This window comes from Paenibacillus sp. OK003 (assembly GCF_900109515.1).
Lineage (GTDB): Bacteria > Bacillota > Bacilli > Paenibacillales > Paenibacillaceae > Paenibacillus > Paenibacillus marchantiae.
Genome location: NZ_FOBD01000001.1, coordinates 34,139 through 55,042 on the forward strand (window position 1 = coordinate 34,139; position 20,904 = coordinate 55,042).

The window sequence follows — 20,904 nt, forward strand, 5'->3', positions numbered from 1 at the left end:
CTTTTTAGCGTGTGCCATAACGGTTATTGTTGGAAGTAAGATACATCTGGCATACTTCCTCGGCATGTTTGCGAATCTCGCAGCGAAGGTCCTCAGGTTCGAGTACTTCTGCCTCACGTCCTAGTCGATAAAAGAATCGCACGGCCCAAGCCCACTCACCAGGAGGGCAGAGAAAGGACAGTTCCCAGACATCCGGAGCGATCTCGGTCATCCGCTCGCCAATATGCTTGTCCTGTTCTGCTTCGATCATTCCGCTGTAACTCAGACGTGCGGTAACGCGCGTTGGAGAACGCTCAGGAGATTGCGGTCTGCTGCGCTGTTGTTCAGCCTGTTCAGACAGCTTTTTTGATTCGAGCAGATCAACCGGCGTAACGTCCAAAATGCGGTCCGCCCTGAACAGGCGCTGCTCACCATGCTCCTCCGAATACGCTTCACAATACCAGAAACCGGCCGAAGCATAGATTCGAATGGGGCAGATCGTGAGCCAGCGTTGACGGGAAGCAGAGCGGTACAGCATACGCAGCCACCCTTGTTCCGGGATACAAGCCAGAAGCGGTTCCAGATGACGAAGGATGTAGTTCCGCTCGGGAACATCATGCTTCAGTTGTTTGAGCATGGGATCCATCCTTGCCTTGAGATCTTCCGGAATAATGCTTTTGATCTTGTCCATTAATGTCCAGCGTTTCTCTTGAAAAGGGGTATCTGCATAATGGCTTAGTCCTTCGAGAGCAAAGATGAGAGTAGCTGCTTCAACCGGGTCCAATTGCAGTGGGGGAAGTACATACCCCTCCATAAGTCTGAAGCCGCCTCCGGGACCGGAGATGGCAATGATCGGGACATTCATCTCTGAAAGTGATTGGATATCCCGCAGGATGGTACGGCGGGAAACTTCAAACTTTTCTGCAAGTGAATGTGCCGTTTCGTGACCGTGCTGCAATGCCATAACGATGGCGGCAAGCCGATTTGTTCTATTCATGTCAGCCACTCCGTTTCGAGGGTTGCGCCGCCGGAAAGGATGCTGGAGTGTTTCTCCCATTGTAGCAGTATATAAGTGACATCATGGCTGTCACCAATATTTGCAGCATTATATTATTTATTTAATATAGCGCTGTCCCTGTATACTACAGAGGGCCGCTTCCTGTTCCCGGCGGGGCGTCGTTAATTGTGTGTCTCGTCCAATTCGCTTCGCTTCTCGGTATTTCCTTCTAACCGATAGCCTCACAAATAATGACAAAAACCCGTATCCGGTCTAAACGGATACGGGAAGTAGCAGATTGAAACAAGTTCAATCATATAATACTTTAAATTTTAACAATTGACACGCTTTTAAGCTGCAAATATAGATCAATGCGATTTCCATGTAACATGTTGTATCATCGATTTTTGAATATTATTTCATTTCAAGCAGCTGCACACCACGGCCTTCAATCTCGATCGTACCTGAAAGAGACCGATCTGTGAGCAAATCATGAGCCTCAGCTTTGCCCAAATCATAGGATTGAGCGGTAGCATTGTGATTCATGACAAACAGGTACTGTTGTCCATCCTTGGTACGAGAAGTCACTTCGACACCTTCCGGAGTATCCAGAAGAGAAGCAATATGTTTGGCTGCAGCCAGTTGTCCCAGCAAGCCGTCCAGGAATCGATCTTCCGGATCGGAAGCTACGTACCAGGCTTCACCTTGACCAAATGTGTTACGGGTTACCACAGGCATGCCTTTGTAGAAGTCGTCTCCATACTCGGCAATGATGTCTGCACCTTCACTGTGCAGCAAGTCACACAACATGCCGCAACCATAGTCTCCTTTAAGATCGCCATAAGCTTCTTTCATGACCATACGGTTTTTTTGCTCAGGCAGCAGGGCATCAATTTCTTCGACCCAGATACCGAGCAGTTTGCGAAGTTCGCCAGGATAACCGCCGGTTGTTACGATGTCACTCTCATTGACGATCCCACTGAAGAAGGTTGTCAGGAATGTACCGCCTGCTTCAACGAACTTCTCCAGTTTGGCCGCAAAGCCTGGTTTAACCATATAGAGTACCGGAGCGAGCACGATGTCGTATTTGCTGATATCCGTATCCACACTAACGATGTCCACCTGAATGTTGCGGCGGAAGAAGGCAGCGTAGTATTTGTGAATTTGATCTACATAGTTCAGAGCAACGGTAGGTCCGCTGGATTTCTCGATCGCCCACCAGTTTTCCCAGTCAAACACAATAGCCACTTTGGCGTCCACGGCAGCATCCAGCGTTTTGTCGCCCAGCAACTGTAATTCCTTGCCCAGCTCCGCGACTTCCCGGAATACACGGGTATGTTCATGACCGACATGTTCAATGACTGCACCGTGATATTTCTCGCAAGCGCCGACAGAACGGCGGAGCTGGAAGAACATGATCGTATCCGCGCCATGGGCAACGGACTGGTAGCTCCACAGGCGCATTACGCCGGGGCGTTTCAATGAGTTATAAGGCTGCCAGTTCTGCTGGCTTGGTGTCTGCTCCATGAGCATGAACGGCTGTCCGTCCTTCAATCCACGCATCAGATCATGAGCCATAGCTGTGAAACTCACCGGAGTCGCAAGACCCGGGTAGCTGTCCCAGGAGACGATATCCATATATTTGGCCCATTTGAAATAGTCCAGCTGTTTGAAAAATCCCATCAGATTGGTCGTAACGACCGAATCCGGGATATGTTTTTTGATCGCATCATATTCCAGACGGTAACAATCGAGCATACTGTCGGAGTTGAAGCGGGAGTAATCAAGCGAGATGCCCTGGAAGGTGGAATTGTTGTTTCCCCAGTGCTCGCTCAGATTACTCGGCAGTACAATCTCATCCCAATCGTAGAATGTATGCCCCCAGAAATTGGTGTTCCATGCTTTGTTGAGCTGCTCCAGGGTCTGATAACGTTCTTTGAGATACACACGGAACGCTTTCTCGCAGTTATCACAATAACAGTCGCCACCATATTCATTGGAGATATGCCATACAAGCACAGCCGGGTGATCCTTGTAACGTTCCGCCAGCTTGTCTGCAATTTTCTCGGAGTATTTGCGGTAAGTAGGGCTGTTCGGACAGGAATTATGCCGTCCACCGAATTTGCGTTTACGTCCATCGGCATCCACACGCAGAACATCCGGGTATTTCTTCGCCATCCACGCTGGATGGGCAGCAGTGCTTGTCGCGAGGCAAATGTAAACGCCGCTTTCATAGAGACTGTTAATTAACTGGTCGAGTCCTTCAAAATGATAAGTGACTTCATCAGGCTGAATCAGTGCCCATGAAAATACGTTGATGGTCGCAATATCAATACCTGCCAATTGGAACATGCGCAGATCTTCAAGATGAGTCTCATGATCCCATTGTTCAGGGTTATAGTCGCCGCCGTAGAACATTTTGGGTAACTTGCTGTTAATCAAATGTGTTCACCTCTTGTATAAGAATAAATCTATACTATATGATGGATATGACTTTTAAAATATAAGAAAAGTATTGAGACATATAAGAATATGGAACTGCAAATTTTTTTCTGTTCAAAGGAGAGAATCCCTATGCTCATCACATCTGATCATCGGCGCTACTTTATGACCCCACGGGATCAACCGCTTCCGCTCTACATTGAGAGTATAGGATATAACGGCAATCAGGAGAATGTGTACAGACCAGCCGGATATCCTTGTTATCACTGGCTTCAGACGGTGAAGGGAGCTGGAGAGTTCAGATTTGCAGGTTCAACTCTACTGCTGGAGGAGACATCCGGCATTTTGCTGCCGCCGAATGAGCCGCACGAGTATGTTCGCTCGCAAGGAGAGTGGGAGACTCTTTACATTACATTTGGAGGCTCCCAGTGCCCGGCCATTACAGAGTCGCTTGGTTTGGGGGAGGCAGCCCTACACCAGTGGGACGCAGAGAGCCCGCTTGAATATTATGGCAGGGAAGTGCTGGATTCCATCAGCAGCGACCAGGATTTATCCGGCTTGGAAGCGTCAGCGGACATGTACCGATTTCTGATTTTGCTCAAAAAACATGGCATGACAGGCAGTCGCTCTTCGATCTCCCATGCCGTGGAACGGCTGGCTCCGTTAATTTCATTCATGAATGAACATTATGCCGATCCCGAAATCGGCCTAGAACAGATGGCTGCCATACCAGGCATTACGCCTAGGCATATGAATACCCTTTTCAAACAATCCTTTGGCATGACCGCCTACAGTTATTTCATCCTCCTCCGTATTCGCAAATCAAAAGAATGGATGACAGGGGACAGCAAACTAACTGTCAAGGAAACGGCAGCGAAGGTGGGTTTTCGGGATGCAAGTCATTTTGTGGCTACTTTTCGGCGGATTGAGGGCGTAACTCCGGAGCAGTATCGAACGTTATATTAATCATTCAGAGTTAAAAATGTGCTATAAAACACTGTTCAAGCACGAGGATTCCGTGTAACTTGTTACAAATTGAACAAAAAGTGATGCCAGGAAGGTATTGATGCGCAAGGGTGCTACCCGTTATGATGATATCGAATTCCTTAGATTGGAAATGGACTATACGGATCAACGTATCCGTTCAACTTAGAGAGGATGATAGAAGTGACAACAACTATACCATTATGGGACCATGCAGCGCCTTATGCGGCCAAGGGTCATGAAGATGAAATGCCCCATCTGATTCCATTTATTCAGCCCGGTTCCGAGAGCGCTGTCATTATCTGTCCGGGTGGGGGCTATGGATTTTTGGCCGATCATGAAGGAGCTCCAATCGCTGAATTGTTGAACCGTGCTGGAATTAGCGCATTTGTGCTGAAATACCGTGTGGCGCCTCACCAGCATCCGGCACCCATGACAGATGGTCAGCGTGCGATTCGTTATGTACGGGCTCATGCTGAGCAATATGGCATTCAGCCTTCCAAAATTGCCGTGCTTGGTTTCTCGGCAGGTGGTCATCTTACAGCCACGTTGGGAACCTTGTATGACGAGGGTCAAACTGATCATGATGACCCTATCGAACGGGAGAGTTCACGCCCGGATCGGGTAATTCTCTGTTATCCGGTGATTACGATGGAGTCCTATGGACATGCCGGTTCTCGTGAAAATCTGCTTGGGCCAGATGTGTCTGCTGAACAGATCAAGGCCTTTAGTGCGGAGCAGCAGGTGAAAGCGGACGCTCCTGAAGCGTTCATCTGGCATACGAGTGATGATCAGGCTGTCCCTGTGGAGAACAGTTTGCGTTACGCGCTCGCCCTGGGTGCACACGGCATTCCCTATGATTTGCATGTATTTGAAAAAGGTTCACATGGTTTGGGATTGGCAGAGGATGACCATGCCGTTCGGGCGTGGTCTGACCTTTGCCTGACCTGGCTTAAGAATCAAGGGTGGTAACACGGCACCTTGCTGATCTATTTCTTTCCTGAATATGAAATATGAATACGAGTGATCTCACATATTTTAACGCTGATGAGAGCGAAGGAGAAAACGACAATGAAATTGCAAAAGAATGATAAGCTGCTTTTTATCGGAGATTCAATCACAGATTGTGGACGTGAACATCCTGTCGGTGAAGGAAGTGCTGGACTGGGACATGGCTATGTGGCGCAAGTGTATGCCTTGCTGCGTTCCATCTACCCAGAATTGATGCTGCGGATTCAGAATGTGGGTAACAGTGGAAATACAATCCGTGATTTGAAGCAGCGCTGGGACCGGGATGTGCTTGATCTCAAACCGGACTGGTTAACGATTATGATCGGGATTAATGATGTATGGCGGCAATTTGACAATCCGTTATCTACGGACTCGCAAGTTTTCCTGGAGGAGTATGAATCCACACTTCGTGATCTGGTTGCTTCTGTTCGTCCGGGGTTGAAGGGACTTGTTCTGATGTCTCCTTATTATTTGGAAGCCAATCCGGAAGATCCGATGCGGGCTACGATGGATATATACGGTGAAGCTGTTCGCAGAGTAGCCGCAGAATATAATGCCATTTTCGTGGATACACAGGCTGCATTTACTCCATTCTGGGATCATTTCTATACGTCTGTGCTGACTTATGACCGTGTTCATCCCGATGCAACAGGCCATATGGTGCTTTCCAAAGCATTCCTGGATGCCATTGGTTTCGAATGGTCAGGCGGCGTCAAATCTTAAAAAGGACGTGATGGCATGAGCGACTTGAACATTGCAGTACATACCCCGGCGCTGCTGGGCGAAGGTCCAAGCTGGGATGCTGAGCACAATCGATTATTATGGGTGGACATTGAAAGCTACAAGATTCATGTATACATTCCGGCTACAGGCGAGGATCGGACTTATGATGTTGGTCAGCATGTAGGTGCGGTTGTGCCATACCACGGTGATGAGGTTGTTGTTGCTTTGCGCAATGGCTTCCATACCTATCACTTGCTCACAGGAGAGTTGCAGCCGATTGAAGATCCGGAGAAAGGCAAGGACAACAACCGTTTTAATGACGGGAAGTGTGACGCGCTCGGCCGGTTCTGGGCAGGGACGATGAGCATCAACAATGAAAGTAAGGCGGGGGCATTTTATTGCCTGGAGGAAGGACAGCCTGTTCGAACGTTGTTCAGGGATGTATCTACATCCAACGGCTTGGGCTGGAGCCCGGATCAACAGAAGATGTATTACATTGATACGCCGACACGATCCATTGACCGTTTTGATTTTGATCTGGCTGCTGGAGAAATATCGAGCCGCACAAGTGTAATTGCTATACCGGAGGAATATGGCTTTCCGGATGGAATGACTGTAGACAGTGAGGGGATGCTGTGGGTTGCCCACTGGGGCGGAGGAAGAGTCACTCGCTGGAATCCGCATACAGCTGAACTGCTGCAACAGATTGAGGTACCCGCAGATCAGGTGACCTCCTGCTGTTTCGGAGGACCTGATTTGGAGGACTTATACATTACGACTGCCCGAATTGGTATTGGGGAAGAGCGGCTGACGGAGACGCCGAATGCTGGATCACTATTTGTGATCAGACCGGGTGTGAAAGGGCAGAAAACCTACGCGTTTGGCGGGGGAGCACAGTTGGATACAAAATAATGAAGGACCGTGTTACTGGAACTGTGTTCTTCATTTATTAAAATATTTATCAATGGAGAAGGGTGCTGGTTTAAACAGCATCCTTTTTTGTGTTTTCAGATGCGAGATGCAGAAAAAAATTACAAAAAATAGAATTTGGGCAGGAGGGGTTTTTGTATTGCCATCGAATGTTATTTATTGAAAGTTTAGTCCAATCCTTGGCAAACGAAATCGATTTATGAAAGCGTTTTATAAATTGGAGAGGAGGTGGGGCTGGTTGCCTGTTCCATTGCATTAAATGTTTGATACTGCACTCATCAACATGATGACACAGCGGAGTTTGCCGGATGCGATGAACATATTGAAGAGGAGGCTAAGTCATTATGAAAACGTTTTTTCGAAACCTGCGGGTGATGAGTTTGACGGTTGCCGTTGCAGCAGTTTCACTGGGGGTGCTCGCTGGCACAACGGATGCGGCACCGAGTGATTCATACCAGTGGAAAAATGTCGTGACCGGGGCGGGTGGCGGTTTTGTGCCGGGGATTATTTTCAATGAGTCAGAGAAGGATTTGATCTATGCCCGGACGGATATTGGGGGAGCCTATCGCTGGAATCCTGCAAATGAGAGTTGGATTCCGCTCACCGATTTTGTCGGCTGGGATGACTGGAACAAAAACGGTGTCGATGCGCTGGCAACAGACCCGGTTGATCCGAATCGAGTGTATATGGCTGTCGGCACGTACACGAATTCATGGGACAAAAACAACGGCTCCATCCTGCGTTCTACGGACCGAGGTGACACTTGGCAGACAACCACTCTTCCGTTCAAAGTCGGCGGTAACATGCCGGGACGATCCATGGGGGAACGCCTGACCGTTGATCCGAATAAAAATAGCATTTTGTATTTTGGTGCACGCAGTGGCAACGGACTCTGGAAAAGTACGGATTACGGCGTAACCTGGAACAAAGTAACGAGCTTCCCGAATCCGGGCACGTATGTGGAGGACCCGTCTTATGAGTATACCAGTGACATCGTAGGTCTTTCCTGGATCACGTTTGACAAATCAACAGGTTCTGCTGGACAGGCAACACAGACCATCTATGTCGGGGTAGCCGACAAAAATCAAAGCATATACCGCAGTACGAATGGAGGCACAACGTGGAGCGCTGTTGCTGGACAGCCTACAGGTTATTTACCTCATCACGGGGAACTGGACGCCAATGGAAATCTCTATATCTCTTACAGCGATGGTGCAGGTCCTTATGATGGGGAAAAGGGAGACCTTTGGAAATTCAATACGACTACAGGGGTATGGACGAACATTAGTCCGGTACCAAGCAGCAGCTCGGACAATTATTTTGGATACGGTGGATTGGCTGTAGATGCCCAGCATCCCGGTACATTGATGGTAGCAACCCTCAACTCCTGGTGGCCTGACGCGAATCTGTTCCGCAGTACGGACAGTGGAGCTACGTGGACCCGCATCTGGGAATTTGAAGGATACCCTAACCGTAAAATGCGCTATACACAGGATATTTCGGTCGCTCCTTGGTTGACGTTTGGGACGAATCCTGCACCGCCTGAAGTTTCTCCAAAGCTGGGCTGGATGATTGGCGATCTGGAGATAGATCCGTTTGACTCTGACCGTATGATGTATGGGACAGGTGCAACCATCTACGGCACGAAAAATCTGACAGACTGGGATGACGGCAACAAAATCAATATTTCAGTGATGGCCAAAGGGGTCGAGGAGATCGCGGTTCTGGATCTGATCAGCCCGCCAAGCGGGGCACATTTGTTAAGTGGAGTAGGGGATGTCACGGGATTCCGTCATAACGATCTGGATCAGGCCCCAGCTACGATGTTTACCAGCCCCAACTACGCTTCTACGGAAAGTCTGGATTTTGCAGAGTTAAGTCCGAATACCATGGTTCGTGTAGGGAAAGCAGACTACAGTGCTGATCCGAATGCAAAATCCATTGGTTTATCCAGCGACGGTGGGACCACATGGTATAAGGCGAACGCAGAGCCTGCCGGTACAACCGGAGGAGGGACTGTAGCTATCTCTGCAAATGGCAACCGACTTGTATGGAGCACGTCAGACAAGGGTGTGCATTATTCCACTGGCGGCAACTCATGGACAGCGAGTGCAGGTATACCTGCACAGGCAAAAGTGATCTCTGATCGTGTGAATCCGAACAAATTCTATGGATTTGCTGCCGGTAAAGTCTATGTAAGCACCAATGGGGGTGCCTCCTTTACTGCATCTGCGGCTACTGGGCTTCCGGTAGAAGGAAATGCGGATCTGGACGCAGTTCCAGGTACGGAAGGCGAACTTTGGTTTGCAGGCGGCAGTGAAGAGGACGGGCCATATGGTCTGTGGCATTCCACCGATTCAGGAGCGACCTTTACCAAACTTGCGAATGTGGAGGAAGCGGACAGCATCGGTTTTGGTAAAGCGGCACCTGGGCAGAATGTGGTCGCGCTGTACACGATTGCAAAGATCGACGGAACACGTGGATTTTTCCGTTCCGATGACGGCGGGGCGAACTGGGTACGGATTAACGATAATCAGCATCAATATGCACGTGTGACCACGATTACAGGTGATCCACGTCTGTATGGAAGAGTGTATCTGGGTACGAATGGACGGGGCATTTTATATGCTGACCGTATTGGTGGGAACAATGGCGGTGGAGAAGGTGGAGGCGAGACTCCGGTGACCAGTTCGTCCATCACACCAGTGAATGCGGAATTTGACAAGAATACAGGCAATCAGGCAGATATTCCTGTAACGTTGACACTGAACGGAAACACGCTTAGTGCAATACGGAATGGCAGTACAACGCTGGTTTCAGGTACGGATTACACAGTATCGGCCAATCAGGTTGTGTTGAGTAAAACCTATCTGGCTTCGTTGTCCAAGGGAAGCGCAGCGTTAACCTTCCATTTCAGTGCAGGCAATGATGCAATCCTGAATCTGACGCTCAAAGACACAACGGCTGTACCCGCTGGAGCTATTCGAATTGAGATGTATAATGGAACGACTTCAGCAACGGGGAACTCCATTAATCCCAAGATCAAATTAACGAATACAGGTACTTCGGCCATCAATCTTTCCGATGTCAAAATTCGTTACTATTATACGATCAATGGCGCTCAAGCCCAAAACTTTTTCTGTGACTGGGCAACAGCTGGAAACGACAATGTTACAGGCACGTTTAGTACGCTGCCCACTCCAGTGACCGGAGCAGATTCCATGCTGGAGATTGGCTTCAAAGCTTCTGCGGGTTCACTGGCAGCGGGGCAAAGTACTGAAATTCAGGCCCGTTTCTCCAAAACCGACTGGACCAACTACACTCAGACGGATGATTATTCGTTTGCTCCAAGTCAAACAGCCTATGCCGACTGGACCAAAGTAACGGGATATATTGCCGGAAGTCTTCAATGGGGTATTGAACCTTAGACTTAAACTTGAAATGAAAGTTTGAGTTAATCTAAACGTACATCGATAAGAAGTCCTGGCTCGCCGAAAATGATTCATGGCGGGCTGAGGCTTCTTATTTTGTCGAAATATAGTGTACACTAAAGAGAGTTTCCATTGCTTAAACGTTCGTTTTGAGATATAAAAAGAAGTACAAAACTTTTAAAATAATGTAACCGTTAACACGGGGAGGCCATTCTATCCGATATATGATGGTGTAACCTGTACAGACATAGATGAAAGATTAGACAAGGGGGTCAAGGGTCATGAACCGGTTGTGTAAGGTGCTGATTGTTGACGATGAGTTTCTTGTAAGGCAAGGCATTAAGCACCATATGAACTGGGAAGCTGAAGGTTTTCAGATTGTAGGTGAAGCTTCCAATGGGGAAGAGGGGCTTGAGCAGGTACAGTTATTACAGCCGGATATTGTCATTACGGACATTGTGATGCCTGTAATGGATGGGGAAACATTTGTCCGGACGTTAAAAGCCAGCCATCCGCAGATTGAGGTTATCGTACTTAGCAGCTTCAGTGAATTTGAATATGTACGTTCAACGCTTCAGAATGGAGCAGCAGACTATATATTGAAACCGAAACTGGATACCAATGAATTATTACAAGTACTTCAGCGTACAGCTGGCAAAATTCCCGAATTGCAGTTTGAGCCTTCACATGATGGGTGGAGGCTCGGACAACTGATGGAAAAGATGCTGTCCGGATTTACGTTGGATGCGGAAAATGAGATGCATATCATAAGGGAGACGTTTCCCCACCAATGCTTCCGCTTACTCGTATATAAGCCGCAGGATACACACACACATGTGCACAAGCTGGATAAAGAGCACCTGGAGTCCAGGTTACGGGATCAGCTCCCCGACATGGAGTGGGCAATCGTTCCGGCCGAAGGCACCTCGCCAGTGGTTCTCCTTAATGTCGAGCCTGCCAAGGATGAATGGATGTTGCAGCGGATCAAGGAGTTGGCCAGCGAGAAGAAGGATGGACAGGACGGAACTTGCTGGGTACTGAGCGATAGTTTCTCTTCATTTGAAGAGATGGGAAACGTATATCGAACACGTCTGATCAAGCTCATGGAGTATCGCTTTTATTATGAGGACCGATCTATTCTGGTGTATGGCGAACTTCCTCCTCTTCATCCTGCGGGGTATCAGTTCAATGTGAACATGTTTTTGCAGCATGTGAAGCGAAATCGAACTGAAGCGGCAAGAGAATATTTGCAGGAGCATGCCCTTACGTTGGGACGGGATTACATTGCTGATGTGTTTGAAATCAAGTCCTTTCTGGGCAATCTGATCTTTAACGTGACCATTACCCTGGCAGATATGGATGTGCAGTCTGTTGCGCTGGAAGAGAGTAAGTATGCTTATTTCAAACATGTGGATGGCGCTTCCAGTCTGACAGAAGCGATGAAGGTACTGGATCAGTTCATGGCTGAGGTACAGGAGTGCACGAGTGGAGAAGGTGGACGACGTAGTGATCCGAATATGAAAATGCTGCTGGACTATATGCATGAGCACTTTGATCAGCCACTCGGACTTGCCGAAGTCGCGAAGCATTTTCATTTTAATCCATCGTACTTGTCCAGTTATTTCTCTTCACACAAAAAAGAAGGCTTTAACGAATATTTAAATAAAATTCGAATTGAAAAGGCAGAGGAACTTCTGCGATCAGATCATGTTACAATCTCTGAAATCAGCAGCATGGTGGGTTATTCAGACCATAGCTATTTCTGCAAGGTGTTCAAAAAATTTACCGGACTGTCTCCAAGCCGATACCGGCGCAAGTTCTGGGCATGAAGTTAGAAGGGCAAAACGATGAAGAAATGGATGAATGCGTTATCCCGTCTTGGATTGTTTCCAAAATTGTTTCTGGTTATGGTGATCAGCATTGTTCTCGTGTCGGTACTTATCCTGTGGACGACCATTCACATGTCGACCCGACTGTTTACCGAGACGTTCAGCATTACCAATTCCAAAGTGCTGAACCAGATCAAAACGAATTTTGAATCATTTAATGATGCGATCGCAGCGGTAGCCAACAATGTGAGCCAGAGCGGCTCGATCCGCGGCTTTTTGTCCGAAGGTGAGGGCGATTCACTTACAATGGCGAAGTCCTACTATCATATGCGCGAGGCGATGGATCGAATTCAGACCATCACCGAATCGTATGAGGTAGGCATCACGATCAGTGGCATCAACGGACGCACGTATTCAACCGATCGTTCTCACTTGAGCATGTCGGTCGACGATCTGAAACAGATGCCTATTACGATGGAGGCGACCAAGCTGCCCAGCCGATTGATTTTCGATGATTATCGTCTCGACGAGGGCTCGGGTTCAGAACAGATGATATCCGCGACCAAAGCGCTGACCAATCGAAGCCAGGGCAGCATGTATGGCATGTTATACGTCACGATGAGAGAGCGTATGTTCCGTCAGTTCTACAGCAGCTTTACGAGCAGGGGCAATGATGTGGTCATCCTGAACGAAAACGGGGAGATTGTTTCCTCCAATCGGGAAGATTGGATCGGGACTCGGCAATTGGAACTGCTATCGTATGCGAGACAAATGGGCAATGATAACAGTAAAGGGGTTAACGCACATGTAATGGAGCAAGATAGCGTTGTTCTGTCGGAATACTTACCCATTTATCGCTTCTATATCGTCAATGTGGTCGATAAGAAGCAGGCGATGGGACAACTGCTGGATATGAAGACCATTGCCCTCATCTGTACGGCTATCGTTGCAGGGGCCCTTGTGCTGGTGTTTCTTATTACGAATCAGATTACCAAATCGCTCCGCAGGCTGGTGAAACAGATGTCCAATATTACGAAAAGTGATCTGGATAATTATATTCCGGTCAGTGGCAGCTATGAGAGCCGACAACTGAGTCATGCGTACAATTACATGCTGGACGAACTGCATGATTATGTGGATCAACTGGTGTTGACTCAACGTGAGCAACGAAATGCGGAGCTTGCTGCTTTACAGAGCCAGATTAATCCGCATTTTCTGTACAATACACTTGCTTCGGTTAAGGTGCTGGTACAGCAAGGCAATAAGGATCGTGCAGCCGAGACCATCAACGCATTGATCTCGCTCCTGCAAAATACGATTAGCGACGTAAGTGAGACGGTCACGGTGGAGCAGGAAGTGGAGAATTTAAAAAATTATGTGTTCATTAATCACGTCAGGTACGGTGGACGGATCAAGGCAGCTTTTTATATATCTCCGGATTGTACCCAATATCATGTGCCCAAGCTGGTGATTCAGCCCTTTATCGAGAATGCGTTCTTCCATGCCTTTATCAAGAAGGATACAGGAACGATTCATGTGCTGGTGTCCAGAGCAGGTGAATCACTGATCTGTGAGATTATGGACAATGGCGATGGGATTGAGGGATTCTCCATGGGAGAGTCGCTGCCCAATCCGAAGAACAATCGACAGCTGTTTAGTGGAATCGGTATACGTAATGTTCACGACCGGATTCAACTGCTCTATGGTACGCCATACGGAGTTACGATCATGAGCACGCCTGGCGAGGGAACCAGAGTGACGGTGACGCTCCCTTTAATCACTCAATAATGTCACAACGAGCTGCAAATCTTGATAGACCGCTCCGAAAGAGTCTTCCGAACGCTGCATTGTAGCAGAATAGGAGGGCTCTTTTTAATGCAAAATAATATCTATCCGATGAAGCAAAAAGGATCATTGGTAAACATTTTAGATGGAGAAAGTACAAATTCAAAAGAAATTACCATAATCCAAAATTAATGCAAGCGGTTTCTGTAAAGGTTTTCATTGTGGCAATAAGATGACAAATCAGCACAAAATTATTACTAACGAATGACGATTTGGGAATGATAAGATGATTACATCGAAAGCAACCGCTTTCAGAAAACGCAAACAAATTACACACAAAGAGGTTGAAGGGGAGTTGAATGATTTGAAAAAAATGTGGGTATTGATGCTCGCTACTGTCCTGTTGTTGTCCGCATGTTCATCCGGCGGTGGAGGCAAAACGGCTAGCGGTGGTGACGAAAAAACAAACGAGATCACAATTTGGGCTTGGGACAAAGCATTTAACGTTGCTGCACTTGAAACAGCAAAAGAAGCATATCAGAAACAAAATCCCGATCTGAAAATCAACATCATTGAGAATGCTCAAGATGCTATTATTCAGAAGCTGAATACAGGCCTGAACTCTGGAACAAGCAGCGGTCTTCCTAACATCGTTCTGATTGAGGACTATCGTTCACAAAGCTTCCTGAGTGCATATCCTGATGCATTCAAAGATTTGTCTTCTACAATCAAAGCTTCCGATTTTGCAGATTACAAAATTGGACCAACTTCGTATGAAGGCAAACAATACGGCGTACCGTTTGACTCTGGCGTAGCAGGTTTGTACTACAGAACGGATTTGCTGGAACAAGCGGGCTACAAGGCTGCTGACTTGCAAGACATCACTTGGGATGATTACATCCAAATCGGTAAAGACGTAAAAGCAAAAACAGGTAAAGAGCTGCTGTCTCTTGACCCGAATGATCTTGGAATCATTCGCATGATGATCCAAACAGCGGGCAAATGGTACACTGCGGAAGATGGCAAGACACCTGACATTAGCAGTAACCCTGCATTGAAAGAAGCTTTCGAAACGTACAAAAAAATGATGGATGCCAACATTGTTAAATTGCACTCTGACTGGAGTCAATTCGTTGCCAACGCCAATAACGGTAGCATAGCAACAATTCCTACAGGTAACTGGTTCTCACCATCTGTACGTCAAGAAGCTTCCCAATCCGGTAAATGGGCTGTAGCTCCAATGCCAAAAATGGCTGGCCAACCAAACTCTGTACACGCATCCAACCTGGGTGGTAGCTCCTGGTATGTTATGAATAACGTTCCTGGTGCAGATCAAGCAGCTGACTTCCTGGCAAAAACATTTGGTTCTGACAAACAACTGTATCAAGACTTGTTGACGAACATTGGTGCCATCGGTACGTACAAACCGGCTGTAGATGGTGATGCATACAACAAGGCAGACGAGTTCTTCGGTGGTCAAAAAATCTTTAGTGATTTTGCAGCATGGACTAAAGAAATCCCGAATGTAAACTACGGCAGTAACACATATGCAATTGAAGACATTCTGGTTGTTGAAATGCAAGCGTACCTGAACGGTAAATCAATTGATGACGTTCTAGCCGATGCACAAAAACAAGCTGAAGCACAATTAAACTAAGATACCCAAGGTAACTTATAGAACCCAAGGTAACATCGGAGCCGTCTCCCTTGTCTGGCGCAAGCTGAACCGGACAAGGCGAGAGGCTCTGTAGGTTCTACCCATGTTCCATGGAGAGAGAGGAGCCATACTGTGAAAGCCATAAATACAGGAGACAGTCTCCAAAAGAAAAATAATTTGACTGGATGGGCTTTTGTTTTGCTGGCTGTTGTCGGAATTGTAGCCTTTTACTTCTATCCGATGATTCAAGCGCTGCTCTTATCATTCAAGTCTGGCAAAGGTGCCAACCTTGAATTTTCGGGCCTTGCGAACTACAAGAGATTGTTGGTTGACACAACGTTCCGTACAGCATTATCAAATACGTTCATTTACTTGATCATTCAAGTACCTGTAATGATTATTCTCGGTTTGTTCATTTCCGTATTGCTAAATGACAGCACACTGCGTTTCCGCAGCTTTTTCCGTACAGCCATTTTCTTGCCTTGTGTTACTTCACTCGTAGCTTACTCGGTTGTATTCAAATATTTGTTTGCACCGGATGGTATGGTGAACCAGGCGTTGTTGAGCTTGCACATCATCGGCACTCCAATTCAATGGATCACGGACCCGTTCTGGGCTAAAATTACGATCATAATCGCCGTTACTTGGCGTTGGACCGGATATAACATGATTTTCTATCTGTCATCTCTGCAAAATATCGATCAATCGATCTATGAAGCAGCCAGAATTGACGGAGCAAATGCATTCACCCAATTTTTCAAAATTACCGTACCTTTGCTCAAACCGATCATCCTCTTCACATCGATTACATCGACCATCGGTACCTTGCAGATCTTTGATGAGATTATGAACATTACCAAAGGTGGTCCGGGTAACGCGACCATGTCCATTTCGCAATATATCTACAACCTTTCGTTCAAATATTCACCGGACTTCGGATATGCGGCAACCGTTTCTTATTCCATCGTAATTTTGATCATAATATTGTCCATCATCCAGTTTAAAGTGGCAGGTGATAATAAAAATGGCTAAAGCTAAAGCAAAACGGATTTTCACTTACGTCTTCCTATCCATCGTCGCCTTTGTATCCATTTTTCCATTTTTCTGGATGCTGGTCAGCTCTACAAATGCATCTGTCGATGTTACCAAAGGCAGATTGCTGCCAGGTTCGGCTTTCCTTGATAACTTCAACAAACTGATTGACTCGACCAATCTGGTGCAGGCTCTGGGGAACTCGGCTATTATCTCCGTTGTCTCAACGGTTCTGGCTCTGCTGATTGGTTCGATGGCAGGTTATGGCTTTGAGGTATATCGTACGAAATCGCGTGATGTTGTGTTCAACATCTTGTTGTTATCCATGATGATTCCGTTCGCAGCGATTATGGTGCCTCTGTACCGTATGTTTGCAACGATCTCAAGTGTTACACCGGTCATCGGGATCAACACCATGGCATCCGTCATTTTGCCAACCATTACGACAGCGTTTCTGATCTTCTTCTTCCGTCAGAACACCAAAATGTTCCCGAAAGATCTGCTTGAAGCTGGACGTATTGATGGACTGAGCGAGCTGGGGATCTTCTTGAAGATTTACATGCCAACGATGAAAACAACTTACGCAGCAGCAGCGATTATCACATTCATGAGCAGCTGGAACAACTATCTGTGGCCGCTGATTGTGTTGCAAACGCCTGACCAACAAACGATTCCGCTGCTGATTTCCAATCTCGGTTCGGGATACGCTCCAGATTATGGCGTAATTATGACAGCGATCGTTATTGCCACGATGCCGACAGCAATCGTATTCTTCATTATGCAGAAACATTTTGTCGCCGGAATGGTTGGTTCTGTGAAATAATGGAATAACGTTCAGTCCCGCATGAGAGTGGAGGCCGCCGCAGGCGTGCCTCTGCCTTTCTGTTTGTCAAGGATTGTTTGTGGTTTTTGGAAAAGGAAAACAAGAGTCTGTACTGAATAAATAATCAATATATTTGTTTCAAGAGGGAGAGAGAGCCGAATGAAAGCAACACATGCAGATATCAACTGGCTGGGCGATGTAAGCGTTTTTGAAGTAAACCGCCTTAACGCATACTCGGATCATCGCTATTACCGTACTATGGAAGAAGCCAAAGCATCCGGTGCAATGGCTATGCGCTACGATCTCAATGGAACGTGGAAATTTAATTATGCGATCCGTCCGGATTGCCGCCCCGAAGCATTCTATAAGCAGGAATTCTCCAGTGCAGGTTGGGATGATATCGAAGTGCCGGGGCATATTCAGCTCCAAGGGTACGGTCAAATTCAATACGTTAATACGCAATACCCTTGGGATGGGTTAAACGATCTGCGTCCGCCTGCATTACCGCAGGACCAAAACCCGGTAGGCAGTTATATTCGCACCTTCCATTTGCCAACAGGCTGGCAGAACAGTCCGGTATATATTTCGTTTCAGGGTGTAGAATCGGCATTCTATGTATGGCTTAACGGACAGTTCGTCGGATACGGGGAAGACAGCTTTACGCCATCCGATTTTGATCTGACTCCATTCCTGCAGGACGGAGAGAATAAACTGGCTGTGGAAGTGTATCAACGCAGCACAGGCAGTTGGTTGGAGGATCAGGATTTCTGGCGGTTCTCCGGCATTTTCAGAGATGTGTATCTGTATACTGTGCCGGCTGCGCATATTCGCGATGTGCGGGTTGTGACGGATCTGGACAAGTCTTATAACCATGGTACGTTAAACGTGGATCTCAAGCTTGAAGGGAAAGCCGCTGATGGAGCCAAAGTGAAGGCTGAACTGCGTGATGCTGAAGGCAACACGGTGAAAACATTTGGCGGGATTGAAGTTACCAATGGTCTGGTGAGTCTTCGTGAAGAGATTGGCCAAGTAAACTTGTGGAGCGCAGAGATTCCTTACCTGTATCGTCTATACATTCAAGTATATGATGCAGCAGGCGAGCTGTTGGAGGTTGTACCTCAGGCCGTTGGCTTCCGTACATTTGAAATGATCGACAAAGTGATACACATCAACGGTAAACGTATTGTTTTCAAAGGGGTAAACCGTCACGAATTCAATCCGCGTCGCGGACGTGCTGTAACCAAGGAAGACATGCTTTGGGATGTGAGGACGATTAAACAAAACAATATGAACGCTGTGCGTACATCGCACTATCCAAACCAAAGCCTATGGTATGAACTGTGTGATGAATATGGATTGTATGTGATTGATGAAATGAACCTGGAGACGCACGGATCATGGCAGAAACTGGGTGCAGTTGAGCCTTCATGGGTTATTCCTGGCGATCGTCCAGAGTGGCATGATATTGTTATGGATCGTGCAGTGTCAATGGTAGAGCGGGACAAAAACCATCCGTCCATCCTGATCTGGTCTTGTGGTAACGAGTCTCATGGTGGTGAAGTGATCTATAAAGTGTCGCAATATTTCAAATCGGCTGATCCTACACGTCTTGTTCATTATGAAGGTGTGTTCCACGATCGTCGCTTCAACGAGACGAGTGATATGGAATCACGCATGTATGCCAAACCGGCGGACATTGAGGAATTCTTGAATGCGAATCCGGAAAAACCATATATCAGCTGTGAGTACATGCATGCCATGGGTAACTCCATTGGCGGTATGCATAAATATACGGAGCTGGAAGACAAGTATCCGATGTACCAGGGCGGCTTCATTTGGGATTACATTGATCAAGCCATCTACAAAAAAGATCGTTACGGCAAAGAGTTCCTTGCTTATGGCGGAGATTTCGGTGATCGTCCTTCGGACTATTCGTTCTGTGGAGACGGCATTGTGCACGCAGACCGCAAAGTGTCTGCCAAGATGCAGGAAGTCAAATTCCTTTACCAAAACATCAAGCTGTTCCCGGATCGGGAAGGTGTGAAAATCGTTAACGATAATCTATTTGCGGACACGTCTGAGTTCGAACTGGTATACAGTCTGGATCGTGAAGGTCACGAAGTGCTGCGTGAAACGCTGGAGGTAAATGTGGGTCCGCAAAGCGAGACCATTGTGAAGCTTCCACTTGATGTGCAATCTCTTGCTGGTGGGGAATACGCAGTGAATACCGCGTTTGTATTAAAAGCAGCAACATTATGGGCAGAAAAAGGCGAGGAAGTTGCCTTTGGACAGTTTATATTCACTCATGACAAGTCGGAAACTGCGGTGTCGGATCTGAACCTGACCAATGAAATTCAGGTCGTTGAAGGGGATGTTAATATCGGGGTAAGGGTAGGCCAAACCCATGTCCTGTTCTCCAAGGCTTTCGGAACTTTGGTATCTCTTAAACTGTCAGGGCAGGAGACGATTGCACAGCCTCCAATGCCGTTGTTCTGGCGTGCGACCACCGATAATGATAAGGGTACTGCCATGGGCTTCGAGCTTGGGGCTTGGTATGCTGCCAGTCTGCTGCCTAGATGTGTGAACTGGAAAGCAGAACAAAATTCGGATCAATATCGAATCGAATTCACGTACAAACTTAATATTTCGGCAGATGTACAAGTGAAAGTGGCTTATACCGTGCGTGCAGATGGTAGTGTGCATGTGCATAATACGTATAAAGGAGCGGCAGGTCTGCCAGATCTTCCGATTCATGCGCTTTCCTTCAAAACTTCGCCGGAGTTTGAAAATGTGGAATGGCTGGCGAAGGGACCGGAAGAAAACTATGCGGACCGTGCATTTGGTGCTCGTCTGGGTATTCATGACAGCAAGGTAGCGGATACCGTTGCTCCATATCTTGTACCGCAAGAGTCTGGCAACCGTACCGGTGTACGTTGGGCTAAATTGACCGACAACGCGGGACGTGGCTTCAAAATTGAATCGGCTGGAGTTCCGGTCGAGCTGAATGTATCTCCATATACGGCATTTGAGCTGGAGAATGCACAACATGCATATGAGCTGCCTCAGGTGCATTATACGGTTGTAACGGTAGCCGGCAAACAAATGGGCGTAGGTGGTGACGATAGCTGGGGCGCACCGGTTCATCCGGAATACCGCATCACCTCGGACAGCGAACTGCAATTTGAATTTGTCATTCGTGCGCTGTAATAGCGCTATATAAGATGTAGCTAAAGGATAGAGGTCTCCGCAAGTGGGGGCCTCTGTTTGTTGTTATCAGATGG

The 20,904-nt window shown here is 47.3% G+C and carries 13 protein-coding genes; 11 read left to right on the forward strand and 2 right to left on the reverse strand.

Going from position 1 to position 20,904, the window contains the following annotated elements:
• Positions 1 to 4: 4 nt before the first annotated feature.
• A complete protein-coding gene (locus BMW94_RS00140) occupies positions 5 to 976 on the reverse strand; it encodes a helix-turn-helix transcriptional regulator (RefSeq protein WP_090993402.1) in 972 nt (323 codons plus the stop codon).
• Between the two features lie 414 nt (positions 977 to 1,390).
• A complete protein-coding gene (locus tag BMW94_RS00145) occupies positions 1,391 to 3,418 on the reverse strand; it encodes a beta-galactosidase (RefSeq protein WP_090993404.1) in 2,028 nt (675 codons plus the stop codon).
• A gap of 132 nt (positions 3,419 to 3,550) precedes the next feature.
• Between BMW94_RS00145 and BMW94_RS00150 the strand changes: the two genes are divergently transcribed.
• The 11 genes from BMW94_RS00150 to BMW94_RS00200 all read left to right on the forward strand — a co-directional run bounded on the left by BMW94_RS00150 (position 3,551) and on the right by BMW94_RS00200 (position 20,830).
• Complete coding sequence (locus tag BMW94_RS00150; protein ID WP_090993406.1) at positions 3,551 to 4,384, forward strand: AraC family transcriptional regulator; 834 nt, start codon at positions 3,551 to 3,553, stop codon at positions 4,382 to 4,384.
• 201 nt (positions 4,385 to 4,585) lie between these two features.
• A complete protein-coding gene (locus tag BMW94_RS00155; protein WP_090993408.1) occupies positions 4,586 to 5,374 on the forward strand; it encodes an alpha/beta hydrolase in 789 nt (262 codons plus the stop codon).
• Between the two features lie 99 nt (positions 5,375 to 5,473).
• A complete protein-coding gene (locus tag BMW94_RS00160; protein WP_090993410.1) occupies positions 5,474 to 6,136 on the forward strand; it encodes an SGNH/GDSL hydrolase family protein in 663 nt (220 codons plus the stop codon).
• A gap of 15 nt (positions 6,137 to 6,151) precedes the next feature.
• On the forward strand, positions 6,152 to 7,048 hold the full coding sequence (locus BMW94_RS00165) for an SMP-30/gluconolactonase/LRE family protein (RefSeq protein WP_090993412.1): 897 nt from the start codon (positions 6,152 to 6,154) through the stop codon (positions 7,046 to 7,048).
• Between the two features lie 392 nt (positions 7,049 to 7,440).
• Positions 7,441 to 10,494, forward strand: coding sequence for a X2-like carbohydrate binding domain-containing protein (locus BMW94_RS00170; protein WP_254790083.1), 3,054 nt, complete (start codon positions 7,441 to 7,443; stop codon positions 10,492 to 10,494).
• A 284-nt stretch (positions 10,495 to 10,778) separates the two neighbouring features.
• Positions 10,779 to 12,326, forward strand: coding sequence for a response regulator transcription factor (locus BMW94_RS00175; RefSeq protein WP_090993416.1), 1,548 nt, complete (start codon positions 10,779 to 10,781; stop codon positions 12,324 to 12,326).
• Positions 12,327 to 12,344: 18 nt separating this feature from the next.
• Positions 12,345 to 14,114 (forward strand): cache domain-containing sensor histidine kinase, encoded by a 1,770-nt coding sequence (locus BMW94_RS00180; RefSeq protein ID WP_090993418.1) that lies wholly within the window; start codon positions 12,345 to 12,347, stop codon positions 14,112 to 14,114.
• Between the two features lie 361 nt (positions 14,115 to 14,475).
• The gene (locus tag BMW94_RS00185) at positions 14,476 to 15,768 is read left to right on the forward strand and encodes an extracellular solute-binding protein (protein WP_090994202.1); all 1,293 of its coding nucleotides are present in this window, start codon (positions 14,476 to 14,478) and stop codon (positions 15,766 to 15,768) included.
• Between the two features lie 132 nt (positions 15,769 to 15,900).
• Positions 15,901 to 16,800, forward strand: coding sequence for a carbohydrate ABC transporter permease (locus BMW94_RS00190; protein WP_090993420.1), 900 nt, complete (start codon positions 15,901 to 15,903; stop codon positions 16,798 to 16,800).
• A complete protein-coding gene (locus tag BMW94_RS00195) occupies positions 16,793 to 17,623 on the forward strand; it encodes a carbohydrate ABC transporter permease (RefSeq protein ID WP_090993422.1) in 831 nt (276 codons plus the stop codon). The genes BMW94_RS00190 and BMW94_RS00195 overlap by 8 nt, the downstream gene beginning before the upstream one ends.
• 159 nt (positions 17,624 to 17,782) lie before the next feature.
• Positions 17,783 to 20,830 (forward strand): beta-galactosidase, LacZ type, encoded by a 3,048-nt coding sequence (locus tag BMW94_RS00200; protein ID WP_090993424.1) that lies wholly within the window; start codon positions 17,783 to 17,785, stop codon positions 20,828 to 20,830.
• Positions 20,831 to 20,904 lie beyond the last annotated feature (74 nt).

Bases quoted from the DNA above. Each gene is read 5' to 3' on its own strand.
- BMW94_RS00140 (WP_090993402.1), bottom strand. From the start codon at position 976: ATGAATAGAACAAATCGGCTTGCCGCCATCGTTATGGCATTGCAGCAC.
- BMW94_RS00170 (WP_254790083.1), top strand. From the start codon at position 7,441: ATGAGTTTGACGGTTGCCGTTGCAGCAGTTTCACTGGGGGTGCTCGCT.
- BMW94_RS00200 (WP_090993424.1), top strand. From the start codon at position 17,783: ATGAAAGCAACACATGCAGATATCAACTGGCTGGGCGATGTAAGCGTT.
- BMW94_RS00160 (WP_090993410.1), top strand. From the start codon at position 5,474: ATGAAATTGCAAAAGAATGATAAGCTGCTTTTTATCGGAGATTCAATC.
- BMW94_RS00165 (WP_090993412.1), top strand. From the start codon at position 6,152: ATGAGCGACTTGAACATTGCAGTACATACCCCGGCGCTGCTGGGCGAA.
- BMW94_RS00195 (WP_090993422.1), top strand. From the start codon at position 16,793: ATGGCTAAAGCTAAAGCAAAACGGATTTTCACTTACGTCTTCCTATCC.
- BMW94_RS00180 (WP_090993418.1), top strand. From the start codon at position 12,345: ATGAAGAAATGGATGAATGCGTTATCCCGTCTTGGATTGTTTCCAAAA.
- BMW94_RS00175 (WP_090993416.1), top strand. From the start codon at position 10,779: ATGAACCGGTTGTGTAAGGTGCTGATTGTTGACGATGAGTTTCTTGTA.
- BMW94_RS00150 (WP_090993406.1), top strand. From the start codon at position 3,551: ATGCTCATCACATCTGATCATCGGCGCTACTTTATGACCCCACGGGAT.